At 68.0% G+C, this 14197-nt stretch carries 11 protein-coding genes and 2 tRNA genes; 9 read left to right on the forward strand and 4 right to left on the reverse strand.

What is annotated here, in order from left to right:
- Window positions 1-206 precede the first annotated feature (206 nt).
- From ACQVDU_RS10735 to ACQVDU_RS10755, 5 genes are all read left to right on the forward strand, one after another.
- Window positions 207-1265, forward strand: coding sequence for a hypothetical protein (locus ACQVDU_RS10735; protein ID WP_300594889.1), 1059 nt, complete (start codon window positions 207-209; stop codon window positions 1263-1265).
- A 20-nt stretch (window positions 1266-1285) separates the two neighbouring features.
- Complete coding sequence (locus ACQVDU_RS10740; protein WP_331792279.1) at window positions 1286-2086, forward strand: inositol monophosphatase family protein; 801 nt, start codon at window positions 1286-1288, stop codon at window positions 2084-2086.
- A 376-nt stretch (window positions 2087-2462) separates the two neighbouring features.
- Window positions 2463-3770 (forward strand): M23 family metallopeptidase, encoded by a 1308-nt coding sequence (locus ACQVDU_RS10745; protein ID WP_443477092.1) that lies wholly within the window; start codon window positions 2463-2465, stop codon window positions 3768-3770.
- Between the two features lie 73 nt (window positions 3771-3843).
- A tRNA-Thr gene (locus tag ACQVDU_RS10750) sits at window positions 3844-3915 on the forward strand.
- Between the two features lie 35 nt (window positions 3916-3950).
- Window positions 3951-4024, forward strand: a tRNA-Met gene (locus tag ACQVDU_RS10755).
- Window positions 4025-4226: 202 nt separating this feature from the next.
- On the opposite strand, the gene ACQVDU_RS10760 is transcribed toward ACQVDU_RS10755, so the two are convergent.
- Entirely contained in the window at window positions 4227-4814 is a 588-nt protein-coding gene (locus ACQVDU_RS10760) for a Dps family protein (RefSeq protein ID WP_443477093.1), read from the reverse strand.
- Between the two features lie 163 nt (window positions 4815-4977).
- Between ACQVDU_RS10760 and ACQVDU_RS10765 the strand changes: the two genes are divergently transcribed.
- The 3 genes from ACQVDU_RS10765 (at window position 4978) to ACQVDU_RS10775 (ending at window position 7062) form a co-directional block, all read left to right on the forward strand.
- Window positions 4978-5343 carry a hypothetical protein gene (locus ACQVDU_RS10765; protein WP_292709971.1) on the forward strand — a complete coding sequence of 122 codons (366 nt, stop codon included), beginning with the start codon at window positions 4978-4980 and terminating at the stop codon, window positions 5341-5343.
- 59 nt (window positions 5344-5402) lie between these two features.
- Window positions 5403-6164: a DUF2510 domain-containing protein gene (locus tag ACQVDU_RS10770; RefSeq protein WP_300594706.1), complete on the forward strand. Its 762-nt coding sequence runs from the start codon at window positions 5403-5405 to the stop codon at window positions 6162-6164.
- Window positions 6165-6264: 100 nt separating this feature from the next.
- Complete coding sequence (locus ACQVDU_RS10775; RefSeq protein WP_443477094.1) at window positions 6265-7062, forward strand: sulfite exporter TauE/SafE family protein; 798 nt, start codon at window positions 6265-6267, stop codon at window positions 7060-7062.
- Between the two features lie 18 nt (window positions 7063-7080).
- On the opposite strand, the gene ACQVDU_RS10780 is transcribed toward ACQVDU_RS10775, so the two are convergent.
- On the reverse strand, window positions 7081-9954 hold the full coding sequence (locus ACQVDU_RS10780) for an aminotransferase (RefSeq protein WP_443477095.1): 2874 nt from the start codon (window positions 9952-9954) through the stop codon (window positions 7081-7083).
- Window positions 9955-9985: 31 nt separating this feature from the next.
- On the opposite strand from ACQVDU_RS10780, the gene ACQVDU_RS10785 reads away from it, so the two are divergent.
- On the forward strand, window positions 9986-10699 hold the full coding sequence (locus ACQVDU_RS10785) for a hypothetical protein (protein WP_443477096.1): 714 nt from the start codon (window positions 9986-9988) through the stop codon (window positions 10697-10699).
- Here ACQVDU_RS10785 and ACQVDU_RS10790 read toward each other — a convergent pair.
- A complete protein-coding gene (locus ACQVDU_RS10790; protein ID WP_443477097.1) occupies window positions 10685-11995 on the reverse strand; it encodes a glycosyltransferase in 1311 nt (436 codons plus the stop codon). The two genes, ACQVDU_RS10785 and ACQVDU_RS10790, sit on opposite strands and share 15 nt — an antisense overlap.
- The gene (locus ACQVDU_RS10795; protein ID WP_443477098.1) at window positions 11992-14145 is read right to left on the reverse strand and encodes a glycosyltransferase; all 2154 of its coding nucleotides are present in this window, start codon (window positions 14143-14145) and stop codon (window positions 11992-11994) included. The genes ACQVDU_RS10790 and ACQVDU_RS10795 overlap by 4 nt, the downstream gene beginning before the upstream one ends.
- Between the last annotated feature and the right edge of the window lie 52 nt (window positions 14146-14197).

Genomic DNA, 14197 nt, shown 5'->3' on the forward strand with positions numbered 1-14197 from the left:
TAACCTGCCAAGTGCGCACCCGCCCAGCTTGTACAGTCGACCGGAGGCGCGACTAGCAATATTACAGCGAGTGACGGGCTCCCAGAAATCGTGTCCCTCGCCAACTGTCGGCGGCAGTCAGGGTCTCCACAACTGACGCGAATCGGGGGTCTCGATCTGAGGTTCGCGTGCGAGGATGACAGCGACATCGATCCTCGGGAGGATTCATGACCACGCCGCAGCCTGACGCCCAAGCGCCACATGTCCCCTCGCCGCCTCCAGCGGCCGGAACCCCCGAGCAGTCCTTCGCGGCACGGTCCCCCTACGCCCGTGCTGCGATCTGGGTTGCCGTCGGCGCACTCGTCGCGGCAGCACTCATCTGCGTGGTCTGGGTCCTGGTTGGTCCGCAGGCCGGTTCCATCGTTCGCGCGTTCCTCACCGTTCTGCTCTTCGCCGGCTTCGCGGGCATCGCCATCATGGAAGCGCGACTCGCGCCGCGCCGCCCAGCATGGTTCGCCATCGCAAGCATTGCTACCTGGGTCGTCGCACTGCTCGCGGGAATCATCCTGATCTGGATGCCCGAGCCGTGGTCGTTCTACGGGTGGGGCTTCGTCGGACCCGAACGGTTCCTCCGCTTCCTCCTCGTCGTGCTCGTGCTGCAGCTTGCCCTCCTGCATGCCCGGTTCTTTCTCCGCGCTGCCCTCCGGCACGTGACGGCCGTGAATCGCATTCTTGCTCCCGTCACGGTCGGGCTGGTCGCGGTGCTTGCGCTGCTTCTTCTCATGCCGCTGATCTTCAGCGACTGGATCTACTTCACGGAGTTCTACTGGCGGGTGGTCGTGGCGGTCGTGATCCTCGCCGCGGTCGGAACAGCCCTTGTGCCACTGCTCAATCTTCTTTTCGCGCCTCGGCCCGAAGGGGCTGCTTCGGTCGCGCCCGTCGCTCCCGCACCCGCGGCAGCGCAGACGGAGCGCGAGTTGCTCCCTTGGCCGATGTATATCGACGGTGTGACACCGCTGCCGATGTTGCCCGACGGCTCACCCGACTGGAACGCCTATTACACGGGGCATCCCACGCCCGGCGCGCAGATCTTCGCTCCGGTGTCAGCCCCGCCCGCGCCAAGCGCTCCTGCACCGACTCCCGAAGCCGAACCATCCGCGCCGACGGCCGATGATGGTGCATCCGAGTCTTCAGTGCCCGTCGATTCGGACGCCAGTGCCGGCGCTGTCGCGGAGTCGGCCCCGGAGGCTCCCGCCGAGCCCACGGAGCCGCCGCGGCAGTCCTGATCGCGCGCTAGCGTGAAAGGGTGACCGACACCGATCCGCGCGAACTCGAGAGCATCGCTGTAGACCTCGCCCGCGAGGCTGGCGCTCTGGCGCGACAGCGACGCAGCGAGGGTGTCTCGATCGCCGCGACCAAGTCAGCCCTGGCGGACATCGTCACCGAAGCCGATCGCGAGGTCGAGACGCTCATTCGCTCGAGGCTGCGAGAAATCCGGCCGGCCGATGGCTTTCTCGGCGAAGAGTCGGATGCCGACCCTGGCACCAGCGGCATCACGTGGGTCGTCGACCCGATCGATGGCACCGTCAACTATGCGTACGGCATCCCGTTTTACGCCGTGAGCATCGCGGCGGTGCACGGGGGCGCCGACCCGGAGACCTGGACGGCACTCGCTGCCGCGGTCTATGTGCCATCCCTGGATGAGATGTTCCATGCGGCGCGGGGTGCGGGCGCGTGGCTGGACGCGCGGCCGCTGCATGTGGAGGCTGACGCTTCGGCTGCCGGCGCTTTGCTGGCGACCGGCTTCGGGTACGACCCCGCGACCCACGCGGGTGATCTGGGCCGTGTCTCCCGGGTGATGCCGATCGCTCGAGACATCCGCCGAATGGGCGCGGCATCCATCGATCTGTGTTCGGTAGCGGCGGGTCGGGTCGATGGGTACTTCGAGCGGGGGCTCAAGCCCTGGGACCACGCCGCCGCGGGCCTCATCGTGACCGAGGCTGGGGGACGCTTCGAGCTCTTCGCGGCTGATGAGACCGGCCGCGTGCTCGTGGTCGCCGCGATCCCCGGGGTCTTCGATCGACTGGCCACGCTCGCGCAACCCTGACAACGGATCTGCGGATACCACTGTGGAATCCGCAGAAGGGGGCACCGCCCATGGCTTTCTCAGGTGGGAGCAGGTAGCGTTTACCGTATCGTTACCTTCCCTGCGCATACGGGAAACCCGCGCGGAGCATGGTGAGTACCATCCGAAACACCCGTGTCGTACCCGAACGACCGAGAGCGAGACCGTGACCCCCGATACTCCTGCGCCTGACGCAGCGCCAACGCGCCGCTCCAGTCGCACATCTCCCGCGCCCTCGTCGGCGCCGGAGACATCGGGCTCTTCTCGAGCGGGCCTGCGCCGCGGACGCCGCGTCGACGCGTCCGCAAGCGGGGCCGGGTACCCGAGCGCTGACGAGCTCGCCCCGAGGCCGGCAGGCTTGCGGTCACGGCTGCACAACGTTCCGCTGACGGATGCCGAAGCAGGCGCCCTCTCGGGTGCCGGACTCGATTCTCCCCGCCCGGCTGAGCAGGCGGCTGCTGAAGAGGTCACTGCCCCGACCGCGCCGCTGTCTCGGCGCGCCCGCCGTGCCGGTGTCGCTCCCAGCTCTTCGGTCTCTGAGACGGTCGTGTCCGACCAGGTGATCGAGGTCGTTTCGGTTGGCGACGACCCCGAAGACGCTGCGCCCGCGCTTGCCGACACCGACGCCGCTTCGCCCGCTGCGGAAGACGAGCCGGCTGCGGCTGCGCCCGACCAGCCAGCGGTGGGGCACGCTTCGGTTGCCGATGAATCCCGCACACCGGCAAGCGACGGCACCGGTGACCTCTTCGACGAAGTCGTGCGCACGTTCGGTGTCACGGGAGAGAACCCCACGCTCACGCCACGTGCCTCGACAACGGCGGAGTCTTCGACGGCGGATGAAGAGTCGCCCGAATCCGCGCACGTCGCTCGCCGCCGTCTCCGCGTCGGATCCGTGCGCAAGCTCGCAACCACATCGTTCTCGGTCGGCGTCATGGGCATTGTCGGCTTGCTCGCCGTCGGCATGACGACCCCCGTCGAGGCCGTCGCAGCTGCCAGCGGCGGCCAAGGCCCCACCGCTTCCATCGTCGCGCTCGGCGATGTTGAGTCGACAGCGGCGCCCAAAGAGGACATTCAGGCGTATGTCGCCCCGGCGGAGGCATCCACGGCTGCGCTCAGTCGGCAGGAAGGCTATTCGGCAGTGTCGATGGCCGAGCTCGCCGTCGAAGCCGGCGTGCGTGAGGTTGCGTCGACGTACGTCAACAACGCCGCGGCTGCCGTTCAGTACCCCTTTACTGTCGGCGTTCCGATCAGCTCTCCGTATGGCATGCGGTGGGGCCGGATGCACGAGGGCGTCGACTTCGCGCCCGGCGGGCAGGGAGCTGAGATCCACGCTGTCGCCGACGGTATCGTCCGCATCGCTACCGAGGCCGGTGGCGCTTACGGCGTCCACGTCGTGATCGACAGCATCGTGGATGGCGAGCTCGTTTCGACGAACTATGCGCACATGCAGTACGGCTCACTCCGCGTCCAGGCCGGGCAGGTCGTCAAGCTCGGCGACGTCGTGGGAACTGTAGGGACGACGGGCCTCTCGACCGGTCCGCACCTGCACTTCGAGGTGCTTCTGAACGGCAAGACCCCGACCGAGCCAATGGCTTGGCTTGCGGCGCACAACGTGGCATCGACAGTGGTCACCGTGCCCGATGCTCCCGTAACCGTCGACCAGTAATGAGTCCCGCTGTCGATTCCTGCGGATCACAGCGCTCTGATATTCTCTTCTAGTTGCCCGCGCTTCGGGCTTCGCCCCGATAGCTCAGTGGCAGAGCACTTCCATGGTAAGGAAGGGGTCGTCAGTTCAATCCTGACTCGGGGCTCGCAGCATCCATCTCGTGACCGACGGATGCCGTGCGGCAGGGTAGCTCAGTTGGTGAGAGCGCACGACTCATAATCGTGAGGTCGCGGGTTCAAGCCCCGCTCCTGCTACGACGAAAGAGGCCCCTCGAGGGCCTCTTTCGTCGTTGCGGGGTGGGTGGTTGGAGCCGTCACCCGCGGGTGGGCCCACGCCGCCGGAGGCTCCGCGCGCTGCGGAGCGGCGCGCGGAGTGGCGGTGGGGACAAGCCCCGCTCCTGCTACGACGAAAGAGGCCCCTTGTGGGCCTCTTTCGTCGTTCGGGGTGTTAGTCGGCTCAGCGGCCCTGGGGGGTGCGACGCTCGGCGCTGACCATCCAGGCGAACTGCTCCATCTGGCCGAGAACCTCGTGCAGGATGTCGGCGCTGGTGGGATCTTCGTCGTCGACCTCATCGTGCACCTCGCGGCAGGTCGCGACCACCGCTTCGAGGCGCTCGGTGATCAGGTCCACCACCTCGTCGGTGTCGACCTCGCCGTGCGGGAACTCGGGGAGTGAGGTGGTCTCGGCGATCGTGTCGCTGCGCCCGTCGGGCAGAGCGTGAAGCGCACGCATCCGTTCGGCGACGACATCCGAGAGGCTACGAGCGGCGTCGATGATCTCGTCGAGCTGCAGGTGCGTGTCGCGGAAGTTGCGTCCGACGACGTTCCAGTGCGCTTGCTTGCCCTGGAGCGAGAGCTCGAGAAGGTCCACGAGCACACGCTGCAGGTTGACGCTCAGCTGCTTCGACGCCTGGAAGCCACTCTCGGCGTTCTGCTCGTCGGTGAGTTTCGCTCCAGCGCCGCCCTTCGCTGCCTTGCGGGCATTGCGCGACGCTCCGGATACCGAGGTCTTCGTCTTGGTCGCGGTGTCGGACTGCGTTGCCATTTTTGTTCCTTTCGACGTTCCGTCGAACGGGACTTTATGTCGTTCGTGCCCAAACCACCCGCCCCTTGTCAGCCGCGGCGTCGGGTGCTACGGACCGCCCCGCTTACTCGGTCGGTGGGTGATCCGGGGTGAGGAACGAACGACCGCGCCCTAGACTGCGCTCGTGACAGCATCCGTTCCGCCGGCATCGCCGCCCGCACCCACTGCCCGCCGCATCCCCATCCTTGGAATCATCGCGTTCGTCGTCGCCTTCATCGCCCTTGCGCCTTCGCTTGCAATCTTGCTCATCGGGTTCCTCCCCGAGATGGCGACGATCTGGTGGCTGCTGATCGTGACAATGCCTTTCTCGATCATCGTGGGGGCCATCGCCCTCGTCCTTGCCGTCATCGCGCTGATTCTGGACATCCGCGCACGTCGTGTGCTCGCGTGGTCGATCGTGTCGCTGGTTCTCTCCCTGATCACGGTTCTGGTGCCGCTGTGGCTGATCACCGGTGGCTTCAGCACTGGAGACTATGTCGCGAGCTTCTGAGCCCGAGGCTCTCGCGCATAGAGTGAAGGCGACCACTGAGCGACGAGGAACGAGAGCGGATGTCGGCGATTGCCCCCGGCTGGTATGACGACGGTCACGGTGCCCTGCGATGGTGGGACGGCCAGCAGTGGACCGAGCATGTGCAGCCGCACCCGCAGGGGATGCCCGACCCGTGGCAGCGCCCGCGCACGGTGCCGACGCCAGAGCCTTCTCTGCAATCGCCGGAGGCGGCAGGCGACGCGGCTCCATCCGACGGCGGTCCGGCAGACCAGGGCTCCCCATCGGGGATCTTCGTGGCAGCCACCGCCCCTCAGCGCAGCCGGACCTGGATCATCTGGGTGATCGTCGGTGTCGCGATGCTCGTTGCGGTAGTTCTCGCGGCGGTGCTCATCCCGCTTGCGATCCTCGGTTTTGGACGGGTGAGCGCGCCGGCCACGGTCGAACCGACGAACGATGATGAACGCGGCGCCGTCGAGGCTGTGTACGAGTTCGACGAGGCCTGGCAGACCGCCGACTGCGATCTCTTCCTCGGGGTCACGACCGAGCGCCTGCGCGAGATCGTGCAGATCAAGGACTGCGCGACCTTCACGGGTCAGTCCGACGCGTTCACCGAGTGGTACTCGGACTACGAGATCGTCGTGACCGACATCCGTGGCCCGGAATACGAGTACACCGTTGCAACCCAAGAGAGCTACATCGCGCACTTCGACCAGGACGGCAACCCGATCGAACCGGGTGTACGGGAAGTCGTCGAGTACGAATACACGGTGGTTCCGGATGACGACGGCTGGGCAATCTACGACCTCGTGAGCGTGGAGTAGCCCCGGGCCCGTCGCGTCGGGGCGGCTGCCCCAGACCAGTAGCTAGCACAGACGAGTAGGCTGGCACGGCCGGCGTTCCGGCGCCGACGAGAGCGAGCACATGACCACCACACCCCAGCCGCGCACCGCGCGCTTCTACATCGTCGCGATTCTGGTGGGTTTGGCTGCGGGCCTGTTGTCGGGTCTGTTCGGCGTCGGTGGCGGCACGGTCATCGTGCCCGCACTGGTCTTCTTTCTGGGGTTCGATCAGCGACTCGCTGCCGGCACTTCGCTCGCGGCCATCGTTCCGACGGCGACCGTGGGCGTCATCTCCTATGCGATGACCGGCTCGGTGGCGTGGATCGCCGCGATCATCCTCGCCGCTGGGGCGATCATCGGTGCTCAGATCGGCACGTGGCTGCTGCACAGACTTCCTCTTCCGGTGCTGCGCTGGGGCTTTGTCGGGTTCCTCGTTCTCGTGATCATCAGCCTGTATCTCGTGATCCCCTCGCGGGACGCAGAGATCGAGTACACGATCCTCTCGGTCATCGGCCTCATCGTGCTGGGCCTGATCACCGGCATCCTGGCGGGCCTTCTCGGTGTCGGCGGGGGCATTGTGGTCGTTCCCGTGCTCATGATCCTGTTCGGGGCGAGCGACCTCGAAGCCAAGGGCACGTCACTCCTGATGATGATCCCCACGGCCATTTCTGGAACCGTCGGAAACATCCGGCGCAAGAACGTCGACCTGCCCGCGGCCATTGCCATCGGTGTCGCAGCGTGCACGACGACCGCGCTCGGCGCCTGGATCGCGACGCTCGTCGATCCGTTCGTCGGCAACGTGCTGTTCTCGATCTTCATCGCCTTCATCGCGGTGCAGATGGCGCTGCGGGCGATTCGCGCTCAGCGCTCCAGTTCCTGAGCGGCCGGATGCCGAGCGTCACCAGCCTGTGGTGAGGACCCGGTCGAGCGAATCGACGAAGTAGTCAACCGACTCGAGTGACACGCACAGTGGGGGTTTGATCTTCAGCACGTTCAGGTAGTCACCGGTGGGCTGCATGATCACCCCGAGCGTGAGCAGTCTGTCGCAGATTGCCGCGGTCTCGTCGGTCGCCGGCTCCAGGGTGATGCGATCACGCACGAACTCGACGCCGAGATACAGGCCCGCGCCGTGCACTGCTCCCACGATCGGGTGGGACTCAGCCAGGCGTTCCAGACGTCGCTTCAGATGCGCTCCGACGACCCGCGCGTTCTGTTGCAGACCCTCCTGCTCGATGACATCGAGAACAGCCAGACCGATCGCCGCCGAGACCGGTGAGCCGCCGGTCGATGAGAAAAAGTACCCCTGGGTGCGGTACCGATCGGCGATCTCCCGACGGGTGATGACGGCGCCGAGGGGGTGGCCTGCGCCGATCGACTTTGCGACCGCAACGATATCGGGCACGACCCGCTGCTGCTCGAAACCCCAGAACCATTCGCCGAGCCGGCCGAAGCCCACCTGCACCTCGTCGGCGATGGCGAGGCCACCGTGCCGGCGAATCGCGTCATAGACCTGCGCGAGATACCCCGCCGGAAGCGCGACGCCTCCGGCGTTTCCGAAGAAGGTCTCGCAGATGAGCCCGGCGGGAGCGCGTCCGGATGCCGCGAGTTGATCGATCACCGCCACGGCTTCGGGTCCGTACCGTTCGGCATCGTCGCCGCGATGGATGCCGCGGTAGGGATTGGCGGCAGAAACGGTGTGCACCCACTCCGGGCGGGTCGCCAGCGCGTTCGGGTTGTCGGCGATCGACGTCGACACGGCATCGCTCGCGAAGGTCCACCCGTGGTAGGCCTCGCGCATCGCGACGATATCGGTGCGGCCCGTGGATGCCATCGCCAGTCGAAGAGCGAGATCTGTGGCCTCCGACCCCGAGTTGACGAAGAACACCGTGTCGAGCTCCGCGGGCAGCGTCTGAGCGATGCGCTCGGCGTACTCGGTGATCGCGCCGTAGTGGAAGCGAGAGTTGGTGTTGAGCAGGTTGAGCTGTCGGGTTGCGGCATCCGCGACGCGGGGATGCGCATGGCCCACCGAGGCGACGTTGTTGACCATGTCGAGGTAGACCCGACCGTCGAGGTCGATCAGATACTCCCGCCATCCGCGTTCGATCCTCGGTGGCGTGTCGTAGTAGTGCTCCTGGACCTCGGCGAGGACTCCGTGGCGACGGGCAAGAATGTCGTCCTCGCGCGGGAGCGGCGGCGCCATCCCGAGCGCGTCGGAGACGTCGCCGACCACCTCGCACCAGGCCTCGGCCAGATCCGCGGTGACCCGGGGAGGCGGCGGTTCGTCGCCTGCCGCATGGCGCTGGACGAACAGGCGCGTGCGTGCCGGAAGCGCAGCATCCGAGCCGTCGGGAACGCCGGTGATCGTGACGACCTCGTCGCCGCAACGCCAGGTGAGCGTCCCGGCGCCGCCTGTCCACTCGCCATCGTCTCGACCGAGCGCGAGCGGCTCGGCCAGCCAGAGCGTCGTGCCGGTGGGGATTGTCGCCGGAGCAGTCGGGGTTCGAAGCGGCGCCCCGCTCAGCATCGAATGCCAAGCAGGAACGACGACCGCGCCGGCGCCGGCATCCAGCGTGCTCAGCGCCGCCCGGTCGAGCGCCTCCGGGTCGAGCCAGGCACCCCGATCGTTCACGGGTGAGACGGTGCCAGCATCGAGAACGACAGTCTCAGCCGGGAGTGTCACCACGGGAGCGCCCTCCCATGCCCGGGTCGGCGCGGAGCGGTCGGGATCAAGCGCCCGGCGAATCGCCGTGGTCATGACGGATGCTGGCACCGACGTCGCCACATCGAAGATCCTCCGCTCGCGATCAAGCGCGTCGGCCGCGTAGTCGTTCGCATCGTCGAGGCGCACCTGCGCGCGCCCGCTCAGCACGAGAGTCGCTCCGCGCAGGACGATGAGTGGCCACAGCGCCGTGATCTCGTCGTCGGTGAGGGGACACCGTGCGTGGAAGGCACGAATCGCGGGAATGACCGACATCGGGTCCGCGCCATCGTGGTGCAGGACGCAGGATGCCGTGACCGCGATTTCGGCGACGCGCCACGAGCGCATCACGTCGCCGAAATCGATCACGGCGTCGGGGAGGAGCTCGCCCTCGCCGCGCAGCACGTTGTCGTCAGTGATGTCGAAGTGCCCTACCTGCAGAGGAAGGCGGGATTCGACCCGATCGAGCGCCGCGCTGGCCTCGCTCACCGCCTGTTCTATCGCGGCGCGAACCTCGGCATCCGGCTCATCAGGCAGCAGGGCGTCGATGACTCTGCGTGCATGACGCAGATCCCACTGCAGGGTGCGGCTGCTCGCGGGATGCTCGAAGCTTTGGAGTGCCGCACTCACCCGGCCTGCAAGGTCTCCGAGGCGTTCGATGACAGTGGGTGGAAGATAGCGCGACCCGGTCAGGGTGTGACCGGAGATGTTCTCCAGTACGCGAGCGTGAATTCGCCCGTGCGAGCTGTCCCACCAGGCCCACAGCGCACCGCGGGGGCCTGAGAGGACGCGGGGAACCCGTAGGGAAGGCTCGGCCATCGCGACAGCATCCGTCGCCGCATCCTGCATACGGGTCTCGGCTTCGCTGAAGACCGGATTGCTGAGCTTGAGTACGCCGAACGGCACGTCAGAGCCTCGCGGGAAGAGTCGGAAGTTTTGATCCTGCTGGCTGCCGAGAGGAACTGCGACGACGTCGATGCCAAAGTCCAGCTCACAGAGCCTTTCGACCTCGTCGACGGTGAGGGTCGGAGCCGGCAGCTCGACGTGGTCGAAGTAGTTGAACAGTTCGGGCATGGCGTCTCCTTGGCGGCCCCATGATGGTGGAGTGGATTCTCTCACCCCCGACGATGTTCTGCCGGCTGCTCGAATCGTCTTGCCGTGGCGCCCGGCTCCGTCGCGCATCGACGCGTTCGAGCGCGTCGTCGCCTGGTATCGGGAGAATCTCCCCGAGGTGCCGCTGACGACCGTCGACACGGGTGATGTTCCGTTCGTTCTGGCAGCCTGCCGGAACCAGGCGATGGCGGATGCCGACGCCGACGAGGTCGTGGTGATCGGTGATGCCGACACGATCCCCGAGGTGAAGCCGTTGCGCGCGGCGATTCGGGGCGCGGCGACCAGCGGTGTCGTGCACCTTCCGTATACGGAGTACCGGTGGCTGGGAGCGACGGGCTCCGCCGACTATGCGCGCGGCGTTCCGCTACCCGAGTGCACCGTCGAGCAATTCGTGTCGGGTGCCTGCTCGGGCGTCTACATCGCGACACCGCGCACGTGGGCCCGCCACGGGGGTCAGGATGCCGGGTTCCGCGGGTGGGGGTTCGAGGATGCCGCCTGGAACCTTGCCCATCACACCCTGCTCGGTGAACCGCCGCGCCGCCACGAGGGGCGCGTCTACGCACTGCACCACGTCGGCGAGGTCCGTGCCGGCGCGGGCTACGAGGCCAACGCGGCGCGGATGCAGCAGTACCGGGATGCCGCGGGCGACCGCGCAGCGATGGCAGCGCTCGTCGGCCTCGCGGACGAGGGCCTATCGCTCGGCTGACGTCGCGTCGGCGAGCGCCCGGTAGGCCCGCTCGGGGCCCGGATCGGCGAGTTGATCGGCGCGGATCGCGGTGAGAGTCCTTCGACCCGCCCAGTCCGGATCCAGGATGGCCACGAGAGCCGACGCGAGATCCTCGGCGCTTGCCGCATTCGGGTCGAGGCTGCGTCCGACATCCTCACGCTCGATCGCTGCCGCCCCCGCGAACTGGTCGGTCGAGAACGGGAGCACCAGGAGCGGCACGCCAGCACCGACCGCTTCGGTCACGGAGTTGTTGCCGCCGTGGGTGACGGCAGCGGCGGCGTGATCGAGCAGACGCACTTGCGGCAGATACTCGCGCACGAGCCAGGTATCCGGGCTCGTGCCGAGCTCGGCCGGGTCGGTGGCTCCCGTCGAGATCGCCGCGCGGACGCCGACGCGTCGGAGCGCCTCGGCAACGCGCGCGAGCACGTCGCCGCGAACGGACAGAAAACTGCCGAAGCTGACATACACGAACGGTTCATCGACGGCGAGCCATGCTGCCACCGCGTCATCCTCGGGCTCGGTGCGCCGAGTCGAACCGAGAAAGACGTGCGGGGGCAGCGCCCTCCCATCGGTGCGGGCAAGCTCACCGGGATAGTTGTAGAGCACGCGCTCGCCGTGGGTAGCGAATGCATCGTCGACGCCGCGCGATCCGGCATCCAGTCGCTGTGCTACCTCGTTCCACTGCGCCGTGAACCGCGCCGAGACTTCCACGCAGACGTCCCGGAGCGTACGCAGCTCGTCGGGGTCAGGAGAGAAGGATGCCGGCCACGCCGGAGGGAAGCCATAGACCTCACCGGCAACCGGCAGGGCGCTCGGATGGCCGAGCACCACGTCGCCGTAGGGGATGCCTGCCGTATGGAGCGCGAGGCGAGCGCTGAAGGCGAGGTGATCGACGAGGATCGCGTCGGGTGCGACATCCTCGATCACCGCGAGGGTTGCCCGGGCACGATCCTCGGGCTGCCACATGAGATCGGTGAGGCGCTCACGCGCCTGATAGAGCAGAGTCGGGATCATCCCGTGCCGTGTGGCGGCGAAGAACCCCTCGAGAGACGCCGCCTCGTCAGCCTGCTGCTGCGCCGTGCGGATGATTCCCGCGTTGGCGCCGCGACCAAGCGGCAGATCGACCCGCCGATAGCCGAAGCGCTGCACGATCGGATCGGTCGCGGGGCCGGTCGCGACGACGACCTCCTCGCCGCGCTGCTGCCACGCAGTCGCGAGTGTTGCGAGGGGAAGCAGGTGCGAGGCGTAATCGGGGCTGATGACCAGCAGCGTCATGCTACGCCCGCTGCCCGCACGAGCTCGGCCTCCTGCTCAGCGACCTGTCGGTACACCGGAGCGAGCGCTGCCGCCATGGCCTGGATCGTGAATCTCTCGGCGACCATCGCTCGAGCTCGCTCGGCGATCGCGGGGTCGGCCAGGGCCGCGCGGTCCAGCGCGCGGTGGGTCGCCTCCGCCAGCGCGTGGACATCCCAGGTCGCGGTGAGAAACCCGGTGTCCTGGTCGGCAACGTACGTCGCGGGTCCGCCACCGTCGGGGGCGACGACAACAAGTCCCGTCGCGAGGGCCTCCAGCAGGGCGATGCCGAACTCCTCTTTGATGCTCGCGCACACGTACACCCCGCGCCCGGCTACCCTTCCGGGGATGCCGAGCCGCGCTGCCGCTACCCAGCGGGCTGCGACGTCGTTGGGGCGGTGTCCGGCGAGGATGAGGCCGCGTGCCGCGCGCTCGGCGGAGGGAACCGCGACCTCGATGCGGTCGAGCTGCTCGCGCTCATCCAGCGAGGGGTTCTCGAGGTCACCGCCGATGATGAGCAGATTCGCGCGCTCGGACAGCGCGCTGCCGGCCCACGTCTCGGCGAGCGTCGCCATTCCCTTCACGCGGTGCATGCGGCCGACGCTGACGATCAGCGGCAGATCACGCCGATCCGGCGCCAAAGCCCCGACCAGGTCGGCAAGCTCGCGCAGCGCGGGATCGGCATCCGTAGCCCCTCCCGACGCGAGGGCGACGGATCGATCGACGACCTCAAGGTCGACACCCTCGGCGACGATCGTGTGCCTTTCGGGGACGCTGTCGATGTCGACGCCGACCAGTGATCGGATGTCGTCGGCAAGGTTCTGGCGCGGGAACAGCACGCTGTGCGAGGCGGAGCCAGCAAGCGAACGCACCAGACTCGTGCGGAACCAGAAGTGCTCGGCGAGGTCGGTGTCGCCGAAGTTCTCGCGCGTGAGGGTGCCCGCCCGGTCGAGTGACTGGATGACCGCGTGGGGGTCGGGTGCGAGGGTGAAGACCGTCGGGATGCCGAGTTCGCGCGCGACGTCGGCGGCGGCGAGCGACCCGACGTCGGCCATCCGCAGGTGCAGCACGTCGATGTGGCCCGCCGCGCGCAGGAGACGACGGATGCCGCGCCGGGCCCGCACACGCAGAGGCCATGCTGCAGCCGACGGCGTGGGGCGCGCCGCGAGCGGAACATGGCCGTAGACGTGCCCCCTGCTCTGGGAGGCGACATCGAGGAGGTCAGCTGTCGCCTGCGAGATCGAGCCGCGCGAGAGGGTCAGGACGCGCTCGACGGCGCCGGGCTCGTGAGTGAGGGCGTCGCCCAAGCGCACCAGGAGGGTGGCGATCCCGCCGTTATCCCCGGCCCCTGCGGCGCTCAGCGACGGGTCGATGTCGGCGTGCAGGAAAAGCTGGGCGACGGTGAGTCCGCTCGAGGTGTCGCGGGTGGGGTGAGCGAGAGCCGGCTCGAGGTCGATGACGGCCAACCGTGCGTGGTCAGACAGGGGTCCGTCGGCAGTGACGAGGTCCTCGAGCGCACGCCGCACCCCGGGCTCGCCCGAACGCTGACCCAGCGCCGCGATGGCGGCTTCGCGCACCTCGATGGCTTCTGTGTCGGTGCGGGCAATGGCCAGCAGTGTGCGCGTCGCGGACGACTGGCGCACGAGTCCTAGCGTCTCGACCAGGCGGGCCCGGCCCGCGGCATCCTTCGCCTCAGCCGATACGGCCAGCACCGACTCCAGCGCGACCGCCAGCACGTCTCCTGCCGCGACCGACCACTTCTCGAGCGTGCGCTGCGCGAGCATCCCGGTGAACCCACCGCGGTCGACGAGGGCGATCAGGCGGGCGATCGCCGAGAACCGTGGCAGTCCCTGGCCGAGCGCCCAGGCCGCGTGTTCGTGGATGAAGGGGCGGGGGTCGTCGAGCAGCGAGACCAGGCGCGCGGCTGCCTGTTCGTCGAACATCTCTGACAGGGCGTGCACCGCGGCAATCGCGGCGACGTCGTCGGTGCCGGCCAAGGCTGCGGAGAGCACCCGGAGGGTACGCACGCCCGGATCGCGGCCCGCCTCGAACGCCAGATCGTCGGCAGCACGCAGCGCCTCGACGATGGTCGCGGCGCCGGTCACCCGGTCCATCGCTGCCTGAATCCCCATGGCGGTCCTTTCCGTGCACGTCCCGGCACCGCCACCCGGACACCGTGATCGT

The organism is Microbacterium sp. F2 (genome assembly GCF_052274505.1).
Classification (GTDB): domain Bacteria; phylum Actinomycetota; class Actinomycetes; order Actinomycetales; family Microbacteriaceae; genus Microbacterium.